This is a genomic window from Streptomyces sp. NPDC057438 (assembly GCF_042802995.1).
Classification (GTDB): domain Bacteria; phylum Actinomycetota; class Actinomycetes; order Streptomycetales; family Streptomycetaceae; genus Streptomyces.
This window is the reverse complement of the sequence record NZ_JBHVDD010000010.1, coordinates 108,371-130,284: the sequence shown is the minus strand read 5'-3', so window position 1 is coordinate 130,284 and position 21,914 is coordinate 108,371. Positions and strand designations below refer to the sequence as shown.

Annotated in this window: 19 protein-coding genes and 2 tRNA genes; 9 read left to right on the top strand and 12 right to left on the bottom strand. The window is 71.8% G+C overall.

Annotation, left to right across the window (positions count from 1 at the left end):
- Positions 1-75 precede the first annotated feature (75 nt).
- Entirely contained in the window at positions 76-1,254 is a 1,179-nt protein-coding gene (locus ACFU5F_RS09080) for a saccharopine dehydrogenase family protein (RefSeq protein ID WP_383884104.1), read from the top strand.
- A 34-nt stretch (positions 1,255-1,288) separates the two neighbouring features.
- On the opposite strand, the gene mmpA is transcribed toward ACFU5F_RS09080, so the two are convergent.
- The 4 genes from mmpA to ACFU5F_RS09060 all read right to left on the bottom strand — a co-directional run bounded on the left by mmpA (position 1,289) and on the right by ACFU5F_RS09060 (position 3,737).
- Positions 1,289-1,435, bottom strand: a complete 147-nt coding sequence (mmpA, locus tag ACFU5F_RS09075) for a morphogenic membrane protein MmpA (protein ID WP_383884101.1) — start codon at positions 1,433-1,435, stop codon at positions 1,289-1,291.
- Positions 1,436-1,557: 122 nt separating this feature from the next.
- Positions 1,558-2,247, bottom strand: coding sequence for an endonuclease V (locus ACFU5F_RS09070; protein WP_383884098.1), 690 nt, complete (start codon positions 2,245-2,247; stop codon positions 1,558-1,560).
- Positions 2,248-2,294: 47 nt separating this feature from the next.
- Positions 2,295-2,621 carry a plasmid stabilization protein gene (locus tag ACFU5F_RS09065; RefSeq protein WP_383884095.1) on the bottom strand — a complete coding sequence of 109 codons (327 nt, stop codon included), beginning with the start codon at positions 2,619-2,621 and terminating at the stop codon, positions 2,295-2,297.
- A 69-nt stretch (positions 2,622-2,690) separates the two neighbouring features.
- A complete protein-coding gene (locus ACFU5F_RS09060; RefSeq protein ID WP_383884092.1) occupies positions 2,691-3,737 on the bottom strand; it encodes a WD40/YVTN/BNR-like repeat-containing protein in 1,047 nt (348 codons plus the stop codon).
- A 319-nt stretch (positions 3,738-4,056) separates the two neighbouring features.
- Between ACFU5F_RS09060 and ACFU5F_RS09055 the strand changes: the two genes are divergently transcribed.
- From ACFU5F_RS09055 to ACFU5F_RS09040, 4 genes are all read left to right on the top strand, one after another.
- Positions 4,057-4,473 carry an SsgA family sporulation/cell division regulator gene (locus ACFU5F_RS09055; RefSeq protein ID WP_383884090.1) on the top strand — a complete coding sequence of 139 codons (417 nt, stop codon included), beginning with the start codon at positions 4,057-4,059 and terminating at the stop codon, positions 4,471-4,473.
- A 314-nt stretch (positions 4,474-4,787) separates the two neighbouring features.
- Entirely contained in the window at positions 4,788-6,419 is a 1,632-nt protein-coding gene (locus ACFU5F_RS09050; protein WP_383884087.1) for an ABC-F family ATP-binding cassette domain-containing protein, read from the top strand.
- A gap of 172 nt (positions 6,420-6,591) precedes the next feature.
- Positions 6,592-7,368, top strand: a complete 777-nt coding sequence (ddaH, locus tag ACFU5F_RS09045; protein ID WP_383884084.1) for a dimethylargininase — start codon at positions 6,592-6,594, stop codon at positions 7,366-7,368.
- 224 nt (positions 7,369-7,592) lie between these two features.
- On the top strand, positions 7,593-8,570 hold the full coding sequence (locus ACFU5F_RS09040) for an acyl-ACP desaturase (RefSeq protein ID WP_383884082.1): 978 nt from the start codon (positions 7,593-7,595) through the stop codon (positions 8,568-8,570).
- A 22-nt stretch (positions 8,571-8,592) separates the two neighbouring features.
- On the opposite strand, the gene ACFU5F_RS09035 is transcribed toward ACFU5F_RS09040, so the two are convergent.
- The 4 genes from ACFU5F_RS09035 to ACFU5F_RS09020 all read right to left on the bottom strand — a co-directional run bounded on the left by ACFU5F_RS09035 (position 8,593) and on the right by ACFU5F_RS09020 (position 10,659).
- Positions 8,593-8,665 (bottom strand) — tRNA-Trp (locus ACFU5F_RS09035).
- 89 nt (positions 8,666-8,754) lie between these two features.
- On the bottom strand, positions 8,755-10,092 hold the full coding sequence (locus ACFU5F_RS09030; protein WP_383884079.1) for an SDR family NAD(P)-dependent oxidoreductase: 1,338 nt from the start codon (positions 10,090-10,092) through the stop codon (positions 8,755-8,757).
- A gap of 43 nt (positions 10,093-10,135) precedes the next feature.
- A tRNA-Ala gene (locus ACFU5F_RS09025) sits at positions 10,136-10,207 on the bottom strand.
- Positions 10,208-10,410: 203 nt separating this feature from the next.
- Positions 10,411-10,659, bottom strand: coding sequence for a WhiB family transcriptional regulator (locus ACFU5F_RS09020; protein WP_383884076.1), 249 nt, complete (start codon positions 10,657-10,659; stop codon positions 10,411-10,413).
- Between the two features lie 337 nt (positions 10,660-10,996).
- Here ACFU5F_RS09020 and ACFU5F_RS09015 point away from each other — a divergent pair, with 337 nt between their 5' ends.
- Positions 10,997-12,214, top strand: a complete 1,218-nt coding sequence (locus ACFU5F_RS09015; RefSeq protein ID WP_383884073.1) for a glycoside hydrolase family 64 protein — start codon at positions 10,997-10,999, stop codon at positions 12,212-12,214.
- Positions 12,215-12,288: 74 nt separating this feature from the next.
- Here the strand turns inward: ACFU5F_RS09015 and ACFU5F_RS09010 are convergent, their stop codons facing one another.
- Together ACFU5F_RS09010 and ACFU5F_RS09005 are read right to left on the bottom strand one after the other, a co-directional pair.
- Positions 12,289-12,459, bottom strand: coding sequence for a hypothetical protein (locus ACFU5F_RS09010; protein ID WP_383884070.1), 171 nt, complete (start codon positions 12,457-12,459; stop codon positions 12,289-12,291).
- Between the two features lie 228 nt (positions 12,460-12,687).
- The gene (locus ACFU5F_RS09005; protein ID WP_383884067.1) at positions 12,688-13,746 is read right to left on the bottom strand and encodes a LacI family DNA-binding transcriptional regulator; all 1,059 of its coding nucleotides are present in this window, start codon (positions 13,744-13,746) and stop codon (positions 12,688-12,690) included.
- Positions 13,747-13,907: 161 nt separating this feature from the next.
- Here ACFU5F_RS09005 and ACFU5F_RS09000 point away from each other — a divergent pair, with 161 nt between their 5' ends.
- The gene (locus ACFU5F_RS09000; protein ID WP_383884064.1) at positions 13,908-14,774 is read left to right on the top strand and encodes a hypothetical protein; all 867 of its coding nucleotides are present in this window, start codon (positions 13,908-13,910) and stop codon (positions 14,772-14,774) included.
- Positions 14,775-14,813: 39 nt separating this feature from the next.
- On the opposite strand, the gene ACFU5F_RS08995 is transcribed toward ACFU5F_RS09000, so the two are convergent.
- Entirely contained in the window at positions 14,814-15,839 is a 1,026-nt protein-coding gene (locus ACFU5F_RS08995; RefSeq protein WP_383884163.1) for a multicopper oxidase domain-containing protein, read from the bottom strand.
- 199 nt (positions 15,840-16,038) lie between these two features.
- Between ACFU5F_RS08995 and ACFU5F_RS08990 the strand changes: the two genes are divergently transcribed.
- Together ACFU5F_RS08990 and ACFU5F_RS08985 are read left to right on the top strand one after the other, a co-directional pair.
- The gene (locus ACFU5F_RS08990; RefSeq protein ID WP_383884062.1) at positions 16,039-18,519 is read left to right on the top strand and encodes a ThuA domain-containing protein; all 2,481 of its coding nucleotides are present in this window, start codon (positions 16,039-16,041) and stop codon (positions 18,517-18,519) included.
- Positions 18,519-20,723: an OmpL47-type beta-barrel domain-containing protein gene (locus tag ACFU5F_RS08985; RefSeq protein ID WP_383884060.1), complete on the top strand. Its 2,205-nt coding sequence runs from the start codon at positions 18,519-18,521 to the stop codon at positions 20,721-20,723. The genes ACFU5F_RS08990 and ACFU5F_RS08985 overlap by 1 nt, the downstream gene beginning before the upstream one ends.
- A gap of 93 nt (positions 20,724-20,816) precedes the next feature.
- On the opposite strand, the gene ligD is transcribed toward ACFU5F_RS08985, so the two are convergent.
- Complete coding sequence (gene ligD, locus ACFU5F_RS08980; RefSeq protein WP_383884057.1) at positions 20,817-21,827, bottom strand: non-homologous end-joining DNA ligase; 1,011 nt, start codon at positions 21,825-21,827, stop codon at positions 20,817-20,819.
- Between the last annotated feature and the right edge of the window lie 87 nt (positions 21,828-21,914).

Below are 21,914 nucleotides of genomic sequence, written 5' to 3'. Positions count from 1 at the left end.
GCGCGCTCGACTGCTCGCACCTCACGCTAGCCTCAGCCACCGACAACGGCGCGTGGGCGAGTGCTGAGGGGTGCGATGAGCGGGCAGAACAGGGCGGATCGGGCGTACGACGTCGTGCTCTACGGGGCGACGGGGTTCGTCGGGGAACTCACCGCGGAGTATCTCGCCGCGCACGCGCCCGAGGGCCTGCGCTGGGCGATCGCCGGGCGCAACGCGGACAAGCTCGCGGCGCTGCGCGAGCGGCTGCCCGGTGGCGCGGGGATCGGCGTGCTCCGGGCGGACGGGTCGGACCCGCAGGCCGTGCGCGAACTCGCCCGGCAGGCACGGGTGGTGGCCACGACCGTGGGCCCGTACATCACGCACGGCGAGGAACTGGTGGCCGCCTGCGCCGACGAGGGCACCGACTATCTGGACCTGACCGGTGAGCCCGAGTTCGTCGACCTGACCTTCGTCCGGCACGACGCCCGCGCACGGGAGACCGGCGCCCGGATCGTGCACGCGGCCGGTTTCGACTCGATACCGCACGACCTGGGCGCGTACTTCACCGTGCGGCAGCTCCCCGAGGACGTGCCGATCACCGTGGACGGCTTCGTGCGCGCCGAGGGGATGTTCTCGGGCGGCACGTTCCACTCGGCCCTCACCGGGTTCTCCCGCACCCGGCAGACGATGGCCGCCGCCCAGGACCGCAAGCGGCACGAGCCGCGTGTGGTGGGGCGCCGGGCGTACGCGCCGGTGAGCGCGCCCCGGTTCGCCAAGGAGGTCGGGGCGTGGGCGCTGCCGCTGCCGACGATCGACGCTCAGGTGGTGCAGCGCTCGGCGCGCGCCCTGCGGTGCTACGGGCCGGACTTCCGCTACCGCCACTACGCGGCCGTGAAGACCCTGCCCTACGCGGTGGGCGGGGTCGCTTTCGTCGGCGCGGTCGTCGCCGCGGCCCAGGTGCCGCCGGTGCGGCGCTGGCTGGGCGACCGGCTGAAGCCTGGCGAGGGGCCGAGCGCGGAGAAGCGGGCGAGGAGCTGGTTCTCGGTGCGGTTCGTGGGCGAGGGCGGCGGGCGGCGGGTCTTCACGGAGGTCGCGGGCGGCGACCCCGGCTACGGCGAGACGGCGAAGATGTTCGCCGAGTCCGCCCTGTGCCTGGCCCTCGACGACCTGCCGGCCACGGCGGGGCAGGTCACGACGGCCGTCGCGATGGGCGACACCCTGATCGAGCGGCTGCGCGCGGCCGGCATCACGTTCCGGGTGGCGGCGTCCCGGTAGCGGCGCCGTTCCTCCCGGCCTGCCCGGGAGGGACCTACTGGGCCCACCCCGTCAGGGTGTAGATCATCCCGGCGATCCAGGCCAGCCCCGCGATCAGGGCGAGCAGCAGCCCGGCCGTCACGACCCGCTCGACGGACTGGGTGGGGGCGGTGGCGGGCTTCGGTGCTCGGTGCGTCGTCATACGGCAAGCCTGCCGATCATGCGGGTGCGCCGGCATCCGTACACGTACTCAGTTCGTACTCAGGTATCAGGTCCGTACGCGGGGGCACCCCGGTGCCGGGCGGGGTGCCCCCGGTGCGGAGGTCAGCCGGTCGTGTCCCGCAGGGCCCGGCGGCAGAGGGCGTCGGCGCGGCGGGTGGTCTCCGGGAGGCGGTAGGCCGGGGTGAGGGCGAGCGTGTGGGCGCAGGCGTTGTCGAGGCCCACCCGGTGGCCGACGGAGACGAACACCGGCTTGACGCCGTCGCGGGTGCGCAGGGCGCGGCCCACCTCCTCGGTGCCCGCCAGGAGCGGGGCGGCGCTGCCGCGCGGGGTGCCCGGGTCGTCGTGAGTGAAGGTGAAGGGGTTCTTCGCGACGCCGATCGTGGGCAGCCCGGTCAGGACGCCCAGGTGGGCGGCGAGGCCGAAGCGGCGCGGGTGGGCGCGGCCGTAGCCGTCGCACACCACGAGCCCGGGATCACACGGCAGCGCGTCGAGCGCGGCCAGCACGGTCGGAATCTCACGGAAGGCGAGCAGTCCGGGGACGTACGGGAAGGAGACCGGCCCGGTCGCCGTGGCCTGCGCGACCACGGTCAGCGTCGCCGCGTCGAGCACCACGGCCGCCGCCGCGACCACGTCCCGCTCGTCGTCGTAGGCCACGTCGACGCCGGTGACGTACCCGGTGCCGGGCGGCGGTCCGGTCTCGTCGAGGACCACCCGGCCCCGCAACTCGTCCTGCACGGCCAGGGCCTGCTCTGCGGTGGCGGGCCAGCCCGCCGGGATGCGTACGGTCGTCATGGTGCCGACGAGCGTACGCATCCCGGACGGGGCGGGGTGGCGCGGGGCTACTTGTCGCCGAGGGCGCGCTTCAGCTGGCTCTTGTTCATGTCCGAACGGCCTTTGACCCCGCGCTTCTTGGCCTCTTCGTAGAGCTGGTCCCGCGTGGGCCCCCCGGCTCCCTCGTGCGAGCGCCGGCCGCCGCGCTCGCCCGAGGACATGTCCTGCGTGGAGGTGCGGCTCGCGGTCCTGGACTCGCCGGACCGGGCGCGCTCCTTGTTGACCGTCCGCGCGGCGATCTCCTTGGCGCGGGACTCGCTCTCGCCCCGGTCCTCGGCGCTCTCCTTGATGTGCTCGTACTGGCGTTCCCTCTTGGGGCTCGAACCGCGCGGCATGCAGATCACTCCCTCCGTCCTGCGAACACACCACGAGTACCCGGTACCGCCGGACCAACCCCGTGGCGATCAGTTCTCCAGCCGGGCCACGCGTCCCTTCTCCCCCGCCGCCCAGCAGCCCCGGTCGGGTGTGCAGTCGACGGTGTCGTACGAGCCGGTGTCGACCGTGCGCCAGGTGCGGCCGCCGTCGGTGGTGACGTCGGTGCCGGTGGGGCCGACGGCGAGGGCGGTCGTACGGCTGTGCGGGAACCAGGCGACCCCGGAGCGGTAGGCGGGCGGCGGCTGCGCGGCGGGCTTCCAGGTGCGGCCGGTGTCCCCCGTGACGGCCGCGGCCTGCGGCGACGGCTGGTCGGCGCGGTAGTCGCCGCCGACGGCGACGCCGTGCGCCCGGTCACGGAAGGCGAGGGCGAAGACGCCCCGGGCCGGGTCGCCGGCCGGGACGGTGGTGTCGGCAGCCGTCCAGGTCAGCCCGCGGTCGGCGGAGTGCAGCACCCGCGCGCGGTCGGCCCCGCCGGTCGCCATCCAGACGTCCCGCGGGCCGGAGGAGACCAGGCACTGCCCGCTCGCGGCGAAGCCCGCCTCGCCCTCCAGCGCCGGCGGCATGCCCTGGTTCGGCAGGACCGCCCAGGAGCGGCCTCCGTCCTTCGTGGACAGGATCCGGAACTTCCCGTCCACGGGGTCGCTCATGGCAAGTCCGTGACGGGGGTCGAAGAAGGTGAGGCAGTCGTAGAAGGCGCGCGGATCGGTGTTCCGGAAGGACTCGGTCCAGGTCACACCGCCGTCGTCCGTGCGGTACACGCGGGAGGCCTCGCCCTCCCCGATGGCCAGCACGACCGCCCGGCGGGCGTCGAACGCCTCGATGTCCCGGAACTGCAGCTCCTGTGCGCCGGGCGGCGAGACGTCGCGCCAGGTCCTGCCCCCGTCGCGCGTGCGCAGCACCGTCCCGGCGGAGCCCGCCAGCCACGCGGTGTTCCGGCTGACGGCGGCCAGCCCGCGAAAGCGCGCGTCGGTGCCCGTCTGCTTCGGTTCCCAGTGCGGTGGCCGGCCCTCCCCGTGCGCCTGCGCGGGCACCGCCAGGGCCGCGGCGAGTGCCGCCGCGGCCAGGCCCGTCGCCATCGTCCGACTCGTCCGACTCATCCGTCTCGACTGCCCCAAGCCCCTCATGGCGGGCGAAGCTAGTGCACCGGCCGGATGCCGTCCAGATGGCCTCGGCCGGGAACCGCCGGGCGGCGTCCGGTGTCCTCTCCCATACCCCGCCGAACGCGGGACGAGAAATCGATCACGTCGGTGATTGGGCTCGGTGACAGAGGTCACTCGACCCTCATGTGCACGGATCGGCCCGATCCGGCGTCTTCTGCATTGCCCGGCCCCAGCCGTCCGAGCCCGCCCACCCGTCACTCCGGAGCCCGTCCGCCCGTCACAAGGGAGCAAGGCGTTGTCCACCGTCATCGAGCAGCCCGTAGAGGCCCGTCTCGTCGCCGCCGCGCCGCGGATGCCGAGCATTCCCGCCACGCTCCACTACGACCGTCGCGACCCCTTCGCCGTCCGGATGACCTTCCCCGCCCCCGCCACGCTGGAGGGCGTCGAGGTCTGTTGGACCTTCGCCAGGGAACTGCTGGTGACCGGTATGGAGGAGTCCGTCGGCTACGGGGACGTACGCGTCCGGCCGTACGGCTACGAGCGGCTGGTCCTGGAGTTCCACGCCCCCGAGGGCACCGCCGTGGTGCATGTCCACGCCGGGGAGGTACGGCGTTTTCTGGACAGCACCGTCGATCTGGTGCCGCTCGGCCTGGAGCACCACCACGTCGACCTCGACCACGACCTGGCGCAGCTGATGCGCGACGCCTGCTGAGGTCCCCTCCCCGGCACGCGCGCGCCCGGTTCCGGGCCGCGCGTTAATGCGTTGACAGCCTTCCGGCCCTCTCCGTACGTTGGTTCACGGTCCTGTTGCCGTCGATTGGAGAAGGACGTTGCTCGTCTGAGGTCCTGAGACACCGCGTCACACACCCCGCCGTATCCCGGTGCCCGCGTGTGTGCGTTGCGTGCGACCTCGGCGTACGAGCCGTCCTGTCGGCGGCGGGCTTTCTTCCTGCCTCTCGTCGTGTCGCCCTCGCGGTGTTTCGAACGCGTCGCCCCTGGCCGCTTCCCGCACCCGCGAGGTTCCTCATGTCTACTCCCCTTTCTCTCACCTGTACGTCCCTGTCGTTCGCCTGGCCCGACGGCACTCCCGTCCTGGACGATCTTCAGGTCGCGTTCGGTCCCGGCAGGACCGGGCTCGTCGGCGTCAACGGATCAGGGAAATCGACCCTGTTGAAGCTGATCGCCGGGGAACTCGCCCCGACCGACGGCACCGTCCGCGTGGCCGGCGAGGTCGGTTACCTCCCGCAGAACGTCACGCTCGACACCGGCCTGCGGGTCGACGAGGCGCTCGGTATCGCCGCCGCCCGTGCCGCGCTGCACGCCATCGAGTCGGGTGACGTGGCCGAGGAGCACTTCGCGGCGGTCGGCGACGACTGGGACGTGGAGGAGCGCGCCCTGGCGACCCTCGGCCAGCTCGGCCTGGGCCATGTCGACCTGGACCGTACGATCGGCGAGGTCTCGGGCGGCGAGTCGGTGCTGCTGCGCCTGGCCGCGCTGCTGCTGCGCAGGCCCGACGTCCTCCTGCTGGACGAGCCGACCAACAACCTCGACCTGTACGCGCGGCGCCGACTGTACGAGGCCGTCGCGTCCTGGTCCGGAGTGATGGTCGTGGTCAGTCACGACCGTGAACTCCTGGACCTGGTCGACCAGATCGCCGATCTGCACGACGGTGAGGTCACCTGGTACGGCGGCAACTTCTCCGCCTACGAGGCGGCACTCGCCACCGAACAGGAGGCGGCCGAACGGATGGTGCGGGTCGCCGAGTCCGACCTGAAGAAGCAGAAGCGCGAACTGGTCGACGCCCAGGTCAAGTTGGCCCGGCGCAAGCGGTTCGGGCAGAAGATGCAGGACCAGAAGCGGGTACCGAAGATCGTCGCGGGCCTGCGCAAGCGGGCGGCCCAGGAGTCCGCGGGCAAGCACCGCATCCTGCACGAGGAGCGGCTCGCCGGGGCGAAGGAGCGGCTCGACGAGGCGGTGGAGGCCGTACGGGACGAGGACGAGATCCGCGTCGAGCTGCCGTACACGGCCGTGCCTCCGGGGCGCACCGTCCTCACCCTGCTGGACCTGGAACTGCGGTACGGCGCCCGGGTGAAGGGCGGGCTCGATCTGCGCGGTCCGGAGCGGATCGCGCTGATCGGCCGGAACGGCTCCGGCAAGACCACGCTGCTGCGGACGATCGCGGGCGAGCTGGAGCCGGTCAGCGGCGAGACGAGGGCGCACGTCCCGATGCGGTTCCTGCCGCAGCGGCTCGACGTCCTCGACGACACGCTGACGGTCGCCGAGAACGTGGCCCGGTTCGCGCCGGACGCCACCAACAACCGGGTCCGGGCCCGTCTCGCCCGCTTCCTGTTCCGGGGCGCCCGGGCCGACCAGCCGGCGGCCACACTGTCCGGCGGGGAACGCTTCCGGGCCGCCCTCGCCGCCCTGATGCTCGCCGAGCCCGCCCCGCAGCTGCTGCTGCTGGACGAGCCGACGAACAACCTCGACATGGCGAGCGTGCGGCAGCTGACGACCGCGCTGGAGTCGTACGAGGGGGCGCTGATCGTGGCCAGCCACGACCTGCCGTTCCTGGAGTCCATCGGGATCACCCGTTGGCTGCTGATGGAGGAGGGGGAACTGCGGATGACGACGCCGGAGGAGATCGAGACGGCCGGCTGAACCGGGCCGGCCGGCGGGGGCAGCGGCGCCGGGGCCGGCCACCGCCGAGCATCTCAGGAGGGCCACAGCCTGGCTCCGGGGGTTTTGTCCGCCTGGGCCGGGGCTGCATGATGGCGGACCGGCGTCGCTTCACGGGCGCCGGAAAACCGTCGTTCGATTCGGAGTCATCCACGTGCCCAGCAGGAAAGCCCTTGTCCGCCGTCCCGGCCCCCGCCTGGCCGAGGGTCTCGTCACCCACCTCGAACGCACCGAGGTGGACGTCGACCTCGCGGTCGAGCAGTGGGAGGCGTACGGGAAGGCCCTGCGCGACCACGGCTGGGAGACCATCGAGGTGGAACCGGCCGACGACTGCCCGGACTCGGTGTTCGTCGAGGACACCGTGGTGATGTACCGGAACGTGGCCCTGATCGCGCGCCCCGGCGCCGAGTCCCGGCGGAAGGAGACCGAGGGGACCGAGGAGGCCGTGGCCGCGCTCGGCTGCTCGGTGAACTGGGTCTGGGATCCCGGCACGCTGGAGGGCGGTGACGTCCTCAAGGTCGGCGACACCGTGTTCGTCGGCCGTGGCGGGCGTACCAACGCCGCCGGGGTGCAGCAGCTGCGGGCCGCGTTCGAGCCGCTGGGAGCACGGGTCGTCTCCGTGCCCGTGAGCAAGGTGCTGCATCTGAAGTCGGCGGTCACCGCGCTGCCCGACGGCACGGTCGTCGGGCACATCCCGAAGATGGACACGCCCTCGCTGTTCGGGCGCTTCCTGCCGGTGCCCGAGGAGGCCGGGGCGCACGTGGTGCTCCTCGGCGGCGACAAGCTGCTGATGGCGGCGAGCGCGCCGAAGACGGCCGAGCTGTACTCCGACCTCGGGTACGAGCCGGTCGTGGTCGACATCAGCGAGTTCGAGAAGCTGGAGGGCTGTGTGACGTGCCTCTCGGTGCGGCTGAGGGACCTGTACGCCTGAGCGGGTGATCCCCGCACGCGCCCGGCCCCGGGACCTGCGGGTCCTCGGGGCCTTCGGCATGCCCGCCGAAGCCCTGCGGAACCCCGCTGATCAGCGCTCTTTACAGCACCCTTAACCTACGGCATCGTAACCTACGGATTCGTAGCCTACGATGCCGTAGGTTCAGGTCACCCGCCCGTGGCCGGCCGGAAGACAAGCCCCCTGTTCGTCCCCCTGGAGCACCTGTGTCGATCACTTCTCCTCACCTCGGCAGCCCGTCCAGCGAATGGACCGACGCCCGCCTGCTGTATGCGCTGGAGGAAGTCGTCGAGAAGGAACTCAACCGGCATCTCAAGGTCACCAAGGACTGGATGCCGCACGAGTACGTGCCGTGGAGCGACGGCCGCAACTTCCCCGGCTTCTTCGAGGACGGCGAGGCCTGGGAGAAGGGGCAGTCGAAGGTCACCGAGGTCGGCCGGATCGCCCTCGTGGTGAACCTGCTCACCGAGGACAACCTGCCGAGCTACCACCACGAGATCGCCACCCTCTTCGGGCGGGACGGCGCCTGGGGCACGTGGGTGCACCGCTGGACCGCGGAGGAGGGCCGGCACGGCATCGTGATGCGCGACTACCTGCTCGCCTCGCGCGCGGTGGACCCGGACAAGCTCGAAGAGTTCCGCATGTCCCACATGGGTGAGGGCTTCGAGTCGGACAACCGGCACTCGATGCTCCACACGGTCGCGTACGTCGCCTTCCAGGAGCTCGCCACCCGCGTCTCGCACCGCAACACCGGCCACCACTCCGGTGATCCCGTGTGCGACCGCATGCTGGCGCGCATCGCGACCGACGAGAACCTGCACATGATCTTCTACCGGAACCTGCTGAAGGCCGCGTTCGAGTTCGCCCCCGACCTGACCATGCAGGCCGTCCGCGACGTCGTCGTCAACTTCCGCATGCCCGGCCACGGCATGCCCGGCTTCGAGCGGGCCGCCGCGCAGATGGCCATCGGCGAGATCTACAACATGCGCATCCACCACGACGACGTCCTCGCGCCCGTCATCCGCTTCCTGAAGATCATGGAGATCGACGGCCTCGGCCCCGAGGGCATGAAGGCCCAGGAGGAGCTCGGCCTCTACATGGGCGGCCTCGACGCGGAGGCCAGCAAGTTCGACGAGAGGCTCGCCGCCCGCAAGGCGCGGATGGCGACTCGCGCCGGCGCCTGACCGGCATCGACGGGCGTGAGGGGCGGGGCGGCCGGATTCGAACCGGCGTGTTCCGGTTTTGGAGACCGGCGCGCCTGCCTCTGCGCTACGCCCCGCCTTGCGGACCATCCCAGGTCCTGCCGGGCACCTGCCGGCCGTCGTCCTCTCGTCGTCCTGGCCGGTGACGACAGGGCCCGGAGCCGGCTCACCACTCCGCCACCCGGTAGTCCTTGAGGAAGACTCCCGACACCGGGTCGCCCGCCTCGCCGCGCACGATCGGGTCGTAGACACGGGCCGCACCGTCGACGATGTCGAGCGGGGTGCGGAAACCGGCACGCGCCATGCGCTGTTTCTTCGGGGCCGGGTTCTCGTCGGTGATCCAGCCCGTGTCGACGGCGCACATGTGCACGCCCTGGTCGGCGAGTTCGGCCGCGCTGGTGCGGGTGAGCATGTTGAGCGCGGCCTTGGCCATGTTGGTGTGCGGATGCCCGGCCGTCTTGTTGCGCACGGCGAAACGGCCCTCGACGGCGGTCACGTTGACCACGTACCGGCGCGGGCTCGGCGCCCGCAGCAGCAGCGGCAGCAGCCGGTCGCAGAGGAGCGCCGGGGCGAGGGAGTTGACCAGCTGCGTCTCCAGGACTTCCGCGGGGTCGAGTGAACCGAGCCGCGCTGACCAGGAGTTCTCCGGGGAGGGGTCGGGCAGCAGCCCGGCCTCGTCGGCCTCGCGCAGCACGACGGGCAGGTCGGCGGCGCCGTCCCCCAGCATCCGCATCGGCGTGAACCCCGGTGCCTGCCGCGCCCCTTCGGGCAGGACGTCCAGCTCTCCGCCGGACAGCAGCGCGTACGACTCCGGTGGCCGTCGTACCGTCTGGGCGGCGTTGTTCACCAGGATGTCGAGCGGCTCGCCCTCCTGCCGCAACTGCTCGCACAGACCCAGCACCTGGCGCGGGTCGCGCAGGTCGACGGCGACGACGGTCAGTCGGTCGAGCCACTTGTCAGCTCCGGGCTCGGCCCGGAAGCGGCGTGCCGTGTCGTGCGGGAAGCGGCTGGTGACGAGCAGGTCGGCGCCGTCACGCAGCATCATCAGCGCCAGCTGGAAGCCGATCTTCACCCGGCCGCCGGTGAGCAGCACGCGGCGGCCGCTCAGGTCGGTGCTCAGGGAACGCCGCGCGGTGTTGTCGGCGGCGCAGACCGGGCACAGCCGGTGGTAGAAGGAGTCGACCTGTCGATAGGACGCCTTGCAGACATAACAGTGCCGCGACTTCAGGAGCACGCCCCCGCCGCCCGCCCGCCGCTCCAGCGGGGCGTCCTCGCGCCGCTCCGGGGCACCGGTGGCGGTCGCGGCCGTCACGGCGGCGTCCGCGGCGGACCGCGCGGCGTCGAGCGCCTGGCGCCGGCGCTTCCAGCCGTGTCGTACGAAGGAGGCGGCGACCCGCTCGGTCCGCAGCCGCACGGGGTCGTCCACGGGCAGCGCTCTCAGCCGGCCGACCGTACGGTGGAAGGCCGCCAGCTCCTCCTCGGTGATCCCGCCACCCTCGCCCATGCGTGCCCCCGCCCCGCGTGCCCCCGCGCCATGTCAAGCACGGTTCGGACGACCGGATTCGAACCGGTGTTTCCGCCTTGCCGAGGCGGTGCGCCTGCCTCTGCGCTACGTCCGAACCGCGCCCCCGGATCCTATGCGACCGCCCTGGACGGGACCCACCGGATTATCACCAACCGGCCGACGGCGGGGCGCAGTTCACGAGAGGTGCGGTGGGGGCGTGGGGTGCGTGGCGGTCGAAGCGGGCGGGTGCGCGATGTTCTGGGCGGCCGGGTGCGGGGGTACGGCGCGGTCGGGTGCGGGGCGTTCGATGCCGTCGGGTCAGCTGTTCTCGGCGCGCCGCAGCCGTAGTCTCTCCTTCTCGGAGAGTCCGCCCCAGACGCCGAACCGCTCGTCGTGTGCCAGGGCGTAGTCGAGACACGCGGTGCGCATCTCGCACATGCCGCAGATGCGCTTCGCCTCACGCACCGAACTGCCGGGCTCGGGAAAGAAGAAGTCTGCCCCCGTCTGCGCACACAGCGCCCGCTCCTGCCAGGCACTGTCGATCGGGGTGATCGTGTCGTTGTGCATGTCCGGCATCGTGCCGCGCGCCGAAAAACGTTCGATCAACGCGGCATCAACACGACCGCCCGGACCGGTCCCCGGGGCCTCGTGCCCCGGATGTTCCCCGGGGTCGGTGCGGCGACGCACGACGGCGCGCCGGGCGTGGCCCATGAGGAACGAAGACCCCGCCGGGACGCGCTTCGGACAGCGTTCGGCCTGTCGTCACCTCATGAAGACACAAAAGTCTTGAGAGCGCTCTCAGTCATAAGTCTTGACGGCTCAACGTCCCCTGGGAACAGTGGGTGCACCACAGCAGGGGCCCCGTCCGCTGTGCCTCCACTCCCCCACGTGCCAGGAGGCCATCGTGATCTCCCGCCGTATCTTCCTGTCCGGAACCGCTGCCGCCGTCGGCGCGACCGCCCTCGGCGGCGCTCTCGGCGCACCAGCCCAGGCCGCCCCCGCGACCTGCCAACTCGCCCTGCGCAACGCCTCGTTGCCGGGCACGGTCCGGGCGTACGTCACCGGACACGAGCAGTCGACGGGCGCCTGGGTGCTGCTGCGGGCCGACGGAAGCGTCTACCGGCCGTCCTCGCCCGCGGCCCCGCAGACACCGCTGCCGGTCGACTGCGCGATCCCGCTCGGCGCGGCGGGTTCGGCGCCCACCGTCCTGACGCTTCCTCAGATGTTCGGCGCCCGGATCTACTTCGTGCGCGACAGTACCCTGCAGTTCTTCCTCAACCCGGGCCCGGCGCTGGTCGAGCCCGCCTTCGCGACGCCCGCCGACCCGAACTACGGGAAGACCTGGTCGTTCTGCGAGTTCACGTTCAACCCCACGCAGCTGTTCGCCAACATCAGTTACGTCGACCTGGTGACGGCCCTGCCGATCGGGCTGACCCTGGAGGGCGACAGCACGCACACGGTCGCGCCGCTGCCCGACGGGGCGGTGGGCCGGATCGCGGCGGACCTGGTGGCGCAGTCGGCGCGGGACGGCCAGCCGTGGGACCAGCTCGTCATCCGGGGCGGCGACGGCAGGGTGCTGCGGGTCATCTCACCGCAGAACCTGATGGCGCCGTACTTCGGCCAGCCGGACCGGATGCCGTTCCGCGCCTACTGGAACTCCTACATCGACCAGGTGTGGGAGAAGTACCGGAGCACGGACCTGCGGATCGACCTCCAGGGCGGGCGGGGCGTCCTCGCCGGCCGCGTCGTCGGCGACACGCTCACCTTCGCCGGCGGGCACTCCTTCGCCCGGCCGACCTCGAAGGACATCTTCACCTGCAACCACGGCCCGTTCGCCAACAACCCCGGTGATCCCGACACCAAGAAGGCACTGCTCGCCAGGCTCGCCGCCGGTTTCAACCGCTCGATCATGCTCAGCCGTCCCACCCAGCCGAACGGGACGACGACGGCGGACTACTACCGGGGAGCCGTGACGAACCACTGGTCCCGCGTGGTGCACGCCAACTCGCCCATCGGATACGCCTTTCCCTACGACGACGTACGCCCCGACGGCCAGCCGGACGTGTCGGGCGCGGCCCACGACGGCAACCCACGCCGGTTCACGGTGACCGTGGGCGCGTGAGATCCCCCGCTCCCACCGTCACCCCCGCCCCGGCCGGCACCCGTCGGCCGGGGCGGCAGCGGGTCCCGCGACACTCAGAGGGCTCGGTGGATCAGCCAACCGCCGAGAACGAGGAGGGCCGGTGAGCCCACGAACCAGACCGCCATACCGGTCCGTTGCAGCCGGCCGTTCGCGACCTTGAGGCTCACGAGGCCGAGCAGAGGGAGGCCCAGGACGATCACGAGCACACCGACGAGAAGGTCCATGCGCGCAGGCTACTGACGCGAGCGTGCGCGGGGAACCGTGCCCGCGCCCCGGCGTTCCGCGCGGCGACGTGCGACGCCACCCCGAAGGACTGCACGACCTACTACCACGGGTGGGGCCGGTCGGGGAGCCGCGATCCGAGGACCGCCGCGGCCAGGACGCCGTCTGGCGGAAGATCAGCAGCTTCGGCCACTTCTCCTTCGACCGCGTCGTCCGCTGAGCCGGGGCTCCTACGCGGAGGCGCGTCGCACCAGCGTGGTCGGCAGGATCACGCTGGTCGGCGCGTCCGCCGGTTTCCGGCCGCCCCGTTGGCCGTCCGCCCGCCGCTCCAGCCCCCGGAGCAGCAGCCGGGCCATCAACCGGCCCATCTCCTCTATGTCCTGACGGACCGTCGTCAGCGGCGGTTCGGAGTGCTCGGCCACCGGGAGCATGTCGTCGAAGCCGACCACGGCGACGTCCTCGGGCACCCGCCGCCCCCGCTCCCGCAGCACGCGCAGCGCCCCGGCCGCCGACACGTCGTTGGCGGCGAACACCGCGTCCACCTCCGGGCAGCGGTCGAGGAGGGCCCGCATCGCGCGCTCGCCGCCCGCCGGGGTGAAGTCGCCCTCGACGATCAGCCGGGGGTCGGCGTCCACCATGACGTCCCGGAACCCGTCGAGCCGGTCCACCGCGGAGGTCTGGTCGAGCGGCCCGGTGATGTGGGCGATCCGGGTGCGTCCGAGGCCGACGAGATGGCGTACCGCGTCCCGCGCGCCGCCCCGGTTGTCGCTGTCGACGTACACGGTGGGCGTGGCGCCTCGCGCGCCGTCCGCCCAGCCGGGCCGGCCGCCGAACACGGTCGGGACGCCGGCGCCCCGGATCAGCCCCGGCAGCGGGTCGTCCAGGTGGAGCGAGAAGACCAGCGCCCCGTCGACGTGCCCACCGGCGAGATAGCGGCCCACGCGCGCGTAGTCCTCGGGGCCCTCGGTGAGCAGCAGGACGAGCTGGGAGTCGTGCGCGGTCAACTCCTTGCTGATGCCGCGCAGTTGCAGGGCGAAGAAGGGGTCGGCGAAGACCCTGGTCTCCGGTTCGGCGATCACCACGGCCACGGCGTCGTGCCGCCGGGTGACGAGGCTGCGGGCCGCCTGGTTCGGCACGTACCCGAGTTCGTCGACCGCCCTGCGCACCCGCTCGACCAGCGCCTCCCGGACGCCCTCGCCGCCGTTGACCACTCGGGAGACCGTCGCCCTGGACACCCCGGCCCGCGCGGCCACGGCCTCCAACGTGGGGCGCGACACTGTCTCGGTCACTGGGGGACTCTCCTCCGGGGCGGGTGCGTTCAGGATAGCCCCGGAGCGAAGTCGCTGAGAGCGCTCCCCGATCCTCTGATCATCGGCCGGCGCCGCCGAAATCCCGTTGCGCGCAGGGCTCTCGCTCGTCGAGGATGGCGGGATGACCACGAGAAAGGCCCATGAGGGCTGAGCGCCTGTCCCCGTACGCCCGCCTGCCGCGCGCGTACCGCGACCTCCACGTCCGGGGCAGCACGGTCGACGCGTTCGGCGGCGTCCACTGGCTGCTGACCGAGCATCCGAAGCCCCCGACGCCGTACGACGCCGTGGTCGTCACGATCACGGACGACGGCTCCCGCACGACAGCGCTCGGCCCGGTGTCGGCCCGCTTCCCGCGGCTGGACTCCCTCCCGGACGGCGGCTTCGTCGTGGCCGACTCACGCAGTGGCGACGACGAGGAGCAGGTGCAGGTGTTCGACGCGCTGGGCCGCCCCTCGTGGACGTTCCGCGTCGGGGACGGCATCGAGCACCTGCTGACCGACGAGGCCGGTGACCTGTGGATCGGCTACTTCGACGAGGGTGTCTTCGGCGACCCGCTGAGCGCGCCGGGCGCGCGCAGGTGGAGCGTCACGGGCACTCCGCTGTGGGAGTTCCGGCCACCCCCGGGCGTCGACCACATCGCCGACTGCTACGCCCTCAACGTGGGCCGCGCGGTGACCTGGGTGTACCCGTACACGAGCTTTCCGCTGGTGGAGGTCCGGGGTGACGGCCCGCTCCGCGCGCGCACGACGGGGGTGAACGGCGCGCGGGGCGTGGCCGTGCACGAGGAGCGGGTCGCGTTCCTCGGCGGCTACCGGGGCGACCGCGACCTGCTCACCCTGGCGCGCCTGACCGACACCTCCGTCGAGACCACCCGCAGGGCGGTCCTGACCCGCCCGGACGGCGCCCCCGTGCACCGACGGCGCCGAATCCTGAGCCGGGGGCCGCGGCTGTACGTCCTGGAGGAGCCGTACGTCGAGTGGTTCGTGTTCGACATCGGGGTGTCCTAGGGACGCCGGCGCGGCGGCGCCGTGGCCTCCGTCGTGGGCTCAGTGGTGGTGGGAGGAGCCGGCCCCGTCCGTCGTGCCGGCCTCCCCCGGATCGGCGGCCGTGTGCGGCTTGTGCGGCTCGTGTCCCGGGATCGTCCCGTCCGTCTTGCGCACCAGGAACAGACCCGCCATGCCCATGTCGGAGTGGCTCTGGACATGGCAGTGGTACATCCACGCGCCGGCCCCGACGCCCTCGCCCGCGATGATCTGGAAGCCGAAGGAGTCGGCGGGACCGACGATCTTGTTGTCGATGACCTGGCTGGGGTCGTCGGGGCCGGTGAGGGTGCCGGTGCGGTTGTCGGCCCAGCGGTGCCCGTGCATGTGGAAGGTGTGGTAATACTCGCCGTGCGTGATGACGACGAACTCGACGCGGTCACCGACGGTGGCGTCGAAGTCGGGGCCGGTGTGGGCGGGTTTGTTGTTGATGCGCAGGTCGTTGAAGACGACCGTGACGGTCTTGTCGGGCAGGACGTCGCCCTTGCGGCGGACGACGACCGGACCGTAGAGCCCCTTGCGGATGCCGTCCGTGCCGTGCGGGGTGCCGACGGCGTGGTCGTGGTAGTGCCAGTAGCCGGCGCTGCCCGGACGCCAGGTGCCGTCCGGTCGGGTGCCGGGGGCGTGGGTGCGCCAGGTGTAGGTGCGGGTGCCGCCGGGCTCGACCTCGCTCCTGTTCAGCTTGGTGCCGTCGCTGGAGGTCTCGTAGTCGAGGCCGTGGACGTGCAGGCTCGCGGTCACGTCCATCGTGTTCTCGAGCTCGATGTGCAGCGTGTCGCCCTCGTTCAGCTCGATCAGCGGGCCCGGTATGGAGGCCTTGCCCTTCTCGAGGCCGTAGCCCATCTGCCCGTCGGCCAGCTTCTCGGCGTACATCTTGACGTGCTTGACCTCGCCGCCCGCCGGAGCCGTCCTCGCCTTGGGGGCGGCGCTCACGGCCTCAGGGGCGGCGACGGTCTCGATGGCCACGGACAACGATGTCGTGGCGGCCGCGCCGCCCAGCAGCACCCGCCGGTTGAAGCCTCGTCTGTCCATCGCGTCCATGCGGAACTCCCCACGCTCATACGGATCTTGCGGAGACGCGTCTGTGATCAGCCTGTGCGACGGTAGCGGCACGCCAGCGGTTTCTCCACACCCAGGACAAAGTTCGCACCATTCCGGTCATAGGTCTTGGCGAGCCGCGCAAATGAGGGCTAGCTTCCATGGCGCTGTTGCTGTGACCGAGGAGGTGCCCATGTACTTACGAGGGTTGAGCGACACCAGGAGACGGACCTGGGCGGCCACGCTGACCGCTTCGGTCGTCACGGCGGGCCTGCTGTCGGGCCCCGCGGCCCATGCCGGTCAGGCTCCGGAACCGCCGCCGACAACGATGTCGATCACGTCGCCGCCGGGCGGCTCCGGCCCCCGGGTCCTGATCTTCCACGGCTCCGCGGCGGCCGGGGACGAGTCGCCCGTGGTGAACGCCGGGATCGAGGCGATCGAGCGGATCGGCCTGTCGGGGCCGGCCTCCGAACGGTTCGGGGTCGTCGCCACCGGCGACGCGTCCGTCTTCACCGACGCGAGCCGGCTGAGCGGATTCAACGCCGTCGTCTTCCTCACCGGCGGCGGTGACGTCCTCGACCCCGAGCAGGAGGCGGGGCTGGAGAGCTACATGGAGGCGGGCGGCGGTTTCGTCGGCGTCCATGACGCGGCCCGCGCCGAGCCGTACTCGGACTGGTTCACGGGCCTGATCGGCGCCCGCCCGGCCGCGTCCAGCCCCACGACCGTACAGCGGGCGACCGTCGAGGTGGGCGACCGGCGACACCCTGCCACCAAGGACCTGCCGGTGCGGTGGAAGCGGCCCGACAAGTGGCTCAACTGGACGAAGAACCCGTCCGGGACCGTGCACACCGTCGCCCGGGTCCGCGAGTCCACGTACCAGCCGGGAGCCGGCGCCAACGGCTGGGACCACCCGGTGAGCTGGTGCCGTGACTACGACGGCGGCCGTTCCTTCTACACGGGGATGGGCGGAACCGTCTCGGCGTACGACGAGACCGACTTCCGCGGCCATCTGCGCGGCGCCCTGCTGTGGACGTCCCGGCTGGCCCGGGCCGACTGCAAGGCCACCATCGACGCCCACTACAGGGCCGAGCGGCTGACCCGGCCCAATCAGCCGGGGCAGAACGACCAGATCGGCGAGCCGCACGGCCTGGTCACCGCGCCCGACGGACGGGTCCTGTACATCGGCCGGGGCGGCGCCGACTCGACCCGGCCGGTGGTCACCGACTGGAACAACCCCGACATCGGCAAGGGCCAGGGCGAGATCCACGTCTACGACCCGAGGACGAAGAAGGTCACCCTCGCGGGCGCGCTCACCGTCTTCGGCAACAAGGGCGGCGGAGACGAGCTGATCAAGGTCGAGGAGGGCCTGCTGGGCATCGAGCTGGACCCGGGCTTCCAGCAGAACGGCTGGGTGTACCTGCACTACACGCCGCACTCGCGGATCGACCGTGCCACCCGGACGGCCGAGCGCCGCGTCTCCCGCTTCACCCTCGACCTCGCGACCAACAAGCTGGACCTGGGCAGCGAGAAGACCCTGCTCAAGTGGCCGGTGCAGATCCACAGCTGCTGCCACGCGGGCGGCGGGATGACCTGGGACTCCCAAGGCAACCTGTACATCGCCACCGGTGACAACAACTCCAGCGGGTTCAGCGGCGGTTACTCCGGCAACAACCCCGAACCGAACTACAAGGGGCTGTCGTTCGCCGACGCGCGCCGCACCGCCGGCAACACCAACAACCTCAACGGCAAGATCCTGCGCATCCATCCGGAGCCCGACGGCACCTACACCCTGCCCCCGGGCAACCTCTTCACCGGCAGGGAGACCGCCGAGGGCGGCGGCAAGACACGCGGTGAGATCTATGTGATGGGCGTCAGGAACCCCGCCCGGATCTTCGTCGACCGGCAGACGGACGTCCTCTACGCCGGCTGGGTCGGCCCGGACGCGAGCACGCCGTCGACGACCTGGGGCCCCGCCAAGTACGACACCTTCGCCGCGATCACCGAGGCCGGCAACCGGGGCTGGCCGTACTGCATGGGCAACAGGCAGCCCTACCGGGACCGCGGTCTGCCGGACCCGTCGAAGCCGCTGGGCTGGTACGACTGCGACCACCCGAAGAACGAGTCCCCGAACAACGACGGTCTCGTCAACCTGCCCCCGGTGACCGGCAACAACATCTGGTACGCACCGCAGGGAGGCGCCCCCGACTTCCCCCGGGACGCGAACGGCATCCCCTCCTACAAGAACGAGGAGGCGACGTACCTGCTGCCGTGGCTCAAGGGCGGCGGCCAGGCCACGATGAACGGGCCGGTCTACCGGTACTCCGCGTCGGGCGACGACACGGTCCGCTGGCCCGCCTACTGGGACGGCAAGTGGTTCGTCGGCGACTTCTACGACGCCGACCAGCCGCGCCACGCGGTGGTCATGGACCCGAAGAACCAGGGCGACGGCGGACTCCCGGTCCACGCGGAGTCGCTGAAGAGGATCGTGCCGGTCGGGGCCGACGGCATCAGGAACCTCATGGACTGGAAGTTCGGACCGGACGGCGCGCTGTACGTCCTCGACTACGGACGCGGGTTCTTCACGTCGGACGCCAGGTCGGCGCTGTGGCGTGTCACCTACACGGGCGGCGGTCCGACGCCGGCCGCCGACGAGCTGGCGAGGAAGGCGGAGTGATGCGGAGCAGACGTGTGTGGGCGGCCCTGCTGGCGGTCCTGCTGACGGTGGTCGGGCTGACGTCGACGCCCGCGTCCGGCCGTACGGAAGGAGCGCGGGAGCGGGCCGCCGCCCAGGTGCTCACGTGGACGGCCGGTGACGACATCACCAAGTACCTGACGGCCCCGCGGACCGCGGTGGCGGGCCCCACCACCCTCGTGTTCGAGAACAGCAGGGCGACCGGCAACACCCTGGGGATGCCACACACGTTGACGTTCGACGTCTCCGACCCGGAGTACAACAACGACGTGCCGCTCAACATCCTCGCCAACCCCGGCGACGACCAGGGCGGCCGGCACACCGCCGAGGTCACGCTCACCCCCGGCCGCTACCGCTACTACTGCACGATCCCCGGGCACGGCCAGATGCAGGGCATCCTGGTGGTGACGGAGGGAACCGGCGAGGACACGACCGCGCCGGAGACATCGGCCGAGGTCACGGGGACGCGGAACTCCGAGGGCGCGTACGTCGGTTCCGCGTCGGTGACCGTGAAGGCGACCGACCCGGGCGGCTCCGGGGTCGAGCGGATCGAGTACGCGCTCGGCGACACCGGCGCCTGGCTGCCGTACACCACACCCGTGGTGATCGACCGGGTCGGCACGCACACGGTGCGCTACCGGGCGGTCGACAAGGCCGGCAACACGGCGGCCGAGAAGCGCGTCGGGTTCACGGTCGTGGCACCGCCCACGGACGACACCACGGCGCCGGAGACCTCCGCGACGGTGGCCGGCGAGAAGAACCCGCAGGGCGACTACGTGTCCATGGCGACGGTCACCGTCTCCGCGTCGGACACCGGATCGGGCGTCAACACCATCGAGTACGCGCTCGGCGACTCGGGGGCCTGGCTGCCGTACACCGCACCGGTGATGGTGCACGAGACCGGCACGCACAAGGTGCGGTACCGGGCCACGGACAGGGCGGGGAACGTCGCGGCCGAGAAGAACGTCGGCTTCACCGTCGTGGCACCGCCCGCCGAGGACAGGACTCCCCCGGTGACGGGCGCGACCGTCGAGGGCGACCGGAACTCCGCCGGCGCGTACCTCAGGAGTGCGAAGGTCACCGTCAGCGCCACCGACCACGGCGGCTCGGGCGTCGCCGCGGTCGAGTACTCGCTGGACGGCGGCCCCTATCTCGCCTACACCGCGCCCGTGCTGGTCGACCGCGCGGGCACCCACACGGTGGCCTACCGGGCGAGCGACAAGGCGGGCAACACGGCCGCCGCGCGCTCGGTGAGCTTCACCGTCGTCGCGGGCGGCGGGGTTCCCGCCCCCAACTGCGCCGAGTACGACGAGAGGTTGACGGTCTTCGTCGGCACGGTCGACTCGGGGGTGCCGAACCGGGTCACCGACAACCGGTGCCGGATCAACGAGTTGATCGAGGACGAGAAGGAGTGGACGTCCCACGCCCTGTTCCTGAAGCACGTGGACACCGTCCTCGACAGACTGTTCAGGCAAGGCGTCCTCGACCCGCGCGAGCGCACCGCGGTGCGGGAGGCGGCGGCGGAGTCCGGCATCGGAAGGCCCGGCCAGACCGAGGGCTATCGCACCATCCTCGACGGCACGGCCGAGTCGTTCGCCAAGTGGCAGCAGGTGGGCGGAGGTTCGTTCGAACGGAACGCGGACGGCTCGATCACCTCCGGCACCACGAAGGCCGGGCTCGGCATGCTGTGGTTCCCCGAGCGGAAGTACGGCGACTTCTCGCTGCGCCTGCAGTGGCGTGACGACGCTCCCGGCACGGGCAACGCCAACTCCGGTGTGTTCGTCCGCTTCCCCGGGGTCCACGACCACCCGGAGGAGCCTCGGCCGGAGTGGGTGGCCATCAAGTACGGCCACGAGGTCCAGGTCTTCGACCGTCCCGACGGCGACATGTACAAGACCGGGTCGGTCTACGGCTTCGACAGGGTGGGGCTCGCCGGTGCGGGCGTCACCCAGAAGGGCACCTGGAACGACTACGAGATCCGCGTGGTCGACCAGCACTACGCGGTCTACCGCAACGGCGTCCTGATCAACGAGTTCGACAACACCGGTGGCCAGGACTTCAGCCCGCCGCGCGCGGACGACCCGGGCACGGACGGACGCCGGTTCGCCTCCGGCTACCTGGGCCTCCAGGTGCACGGCACGACGGATGTGGTCTCCTACCGGGACATCCGCATCAAGGAACTGTAGACAGCGTCGGCGTCAAGGAACGTGGACAACGTCGGCGTCAAGGAACCGTGGGGGACGTCGGTGGCCCGTATCCGCGCCGGGTGCGGGCCGCCGTCACGTCTTCTTCGCCCGGCTCGGCTGCACCCGCTTCGGCTCCCCCGGCATCTTCGGGTACTCCGGCGGATACGGCAGGTCCCCCAGCCCGTGGTCGTGTTCGTCGCGCGCCGCCAGTTCCAGCAGCGCTTCCAGGGAGAACGCGTGCTCGTCCATGCCGGCGTGGACGTCCCCGACCTCGGCGAATCGCGACGGCATCGTCCCCAGGTCGAAGTCGCGCGGCACGGCGACCCCGACCTCGTCCCAGGTGAGGGGGGCGGAGACGGGCGCGTGCGGGTGGGGCCGTACGGAGTAGGCGGAGGCGATGGTGCGGTCGCGGGCGGTCTGGTTGTAGTCGACGAAGATCTTCGCGCCGCGCTCCTCCTTCCACCAGGCCGTGGTCACCTGTTCGGGCATCCTGCGCTCCAGTTCGCGGGCCACGGCGATGGCGGACCGGCGCACCTGGGTGAAGGTCCAGTCGGGCCTGATCGGCACGAAGACGTGCAGGCCCCGGCCGCCGGAGGTCTTGGGCCAGCCGCGCAGCCCGCCGTACTCGTGCAGCACCTCGCGCAGCTCGTGCGCCGCGCGGACCGCGTCCGCGTAGTCGGTGCCGGGCTGGGGGTCGAGGTCGATCCGGAGTTCGTCGGGGCGGTCGACGTAGGCGCGGCGGACCGGCCACGGGTGGAAGGTGAGCGTGCCGAACTGGGCGGCCCACACGACGGCGGCGAGCTCGGTGGGGCACATCTCGTCGGCGCTGCGGCCGCTGGGGAAGGTGATGTGGGCGGTGGGGATCCAGTCGGGCATGTTCTTGGGGGCCCGCTTCTGGAAGAAGTTCTCGCCCGTCACCCCCTCCGGGTAGCGCTCCAGCGTGGTGGGCCGGTCGCGCAGGGCGCGCAGGATGCCGGGGCCCACGGCGATGTAGTAGCGGGCGAGGTCCAGCTTGGTGAAACCACGTTCCGGGAAGAAGATCTTTCCGGGACTGGACAGCCGTACCGTCCGCCCCGCCGCCTCCAGCTCCACCGCTTCGCCCATGCGAGCCACGGTAGGCGGAGCGGAGGAAGGCCGCATACCCGGCGTATTCCACCGCGCGGCGCCCGCACCGCGGTCGCAGAATCGGAC

What these genes read in the sequence shown, in the direction of transcription:
- ACFU5F_RS09000 (WP_383884064.1), top strand. Translation starts at nt 13,908, where the DNA reads ATGAGGGCTGAGCGCCTGTCCCCGTACGCCCGCCTGCCGCGCGCGTAC.
- ACFU5F_RS09010 (WP_383884070.1), bottom strand. Translation starts at nt 12,459, where the DNA reads ATGGACCTTCTCGTCGGTGTGCTCGTGATCGTCCTGGGCCTCCCTCTG.
- ACFU5F_RS09080 (WP_383884104.1), top strand. Translation starts at nt 76, where the DNA reads ATGAGCGGGCAGAACAGGGCGGATCGGGCGTACGACGTCGTGCTCTAC.
- ACFU5F_RS09060 (WP_383884092.1), bottom strand. Translation starts at nt 3,737, where the DNA reads ATGGCGACGGGCCTGGCCGCGGCGGCACTCGCCGCGGCCCTGGCGGTG.
- ACFU5F_RS08995 (WP_383884163.1), bottom strand. Translation starts at nt 15,839, where the DNA reads ATGGACAGACGAGGCTTCAACCGGCGGGTGCTGCTGGGCGGCGCGGCC.
- ACFU5F_RS09020 (WP_383884076.1), bottom strand. Translation starts at nt 10,659, where the DNA reads ATGCACAACGACACGATCACCCCGATCGACAGTGCCTGGCAGGAGCGG.
- mmpA (WP_383884101.1), bottom strand. Translation starts at nt 1,435, where the DNA reads ATGACGACGCACCGAGCACCGAAGCCCGCCACCGCCCCCACCCAGTCC.
- ACFU5F_RS08985 (WP_383884060.1), top strand. Translation starts at nt 18,519, where the DNA reads ATGCGGAGCAGACGTGTGTGGGCGGCCCTGCTGGCGGTCCTGCTGACG.
- ACFU5F_RS09030 (WP_383884079.1), bottom strand. Translation starts at nt 10,092, where the DNA reads ATGGGCGAGGGTGGCGGGATCACCGAGGAGGAGCTGGCGGCCTTCCAC.
- ACFU5F_RS09050 (WP_383884087.1), top strand. Translation starts at nt 4,788, where the DNA reads ATGTCTACTCCCCTTTCTCTCACCTGTACGTCCCTGTCGTTCGCCTGG.
- ligD (WP_383884057.1), bottom strand. Translation starts at nt 21,827, where the DNA reads ATGGGCGAAGCGGTGGAGCTGGAGGCGGCGGGGCGGACGGTACGGCTG.
- ACFU5F_RS08990 (WP_383884062.1), top strand. Translation starts at nt 16,039, where the DNA reads ATGTACTTACGAGGGTTGAGCGACACCAGGAGACGGACCTGGGCGGCC.
- ACFU5F_RS09070 (WP_383884098.1), bottom strand. Translation starts at nt 2,247, where the DNA reads ATGACGACCGTACGCATCCCGGCGGGCTGGCCCGCCACCGCAGAGCAG.
- ACFU5F_RS09065 (WP_383884095.1), bottom strand. Translation starts at nt 2,621, where the DNA reads ATGCCGCGCGGTTCGAGCCCCAAGAGGGAACGCCAGTACGAGCACATC.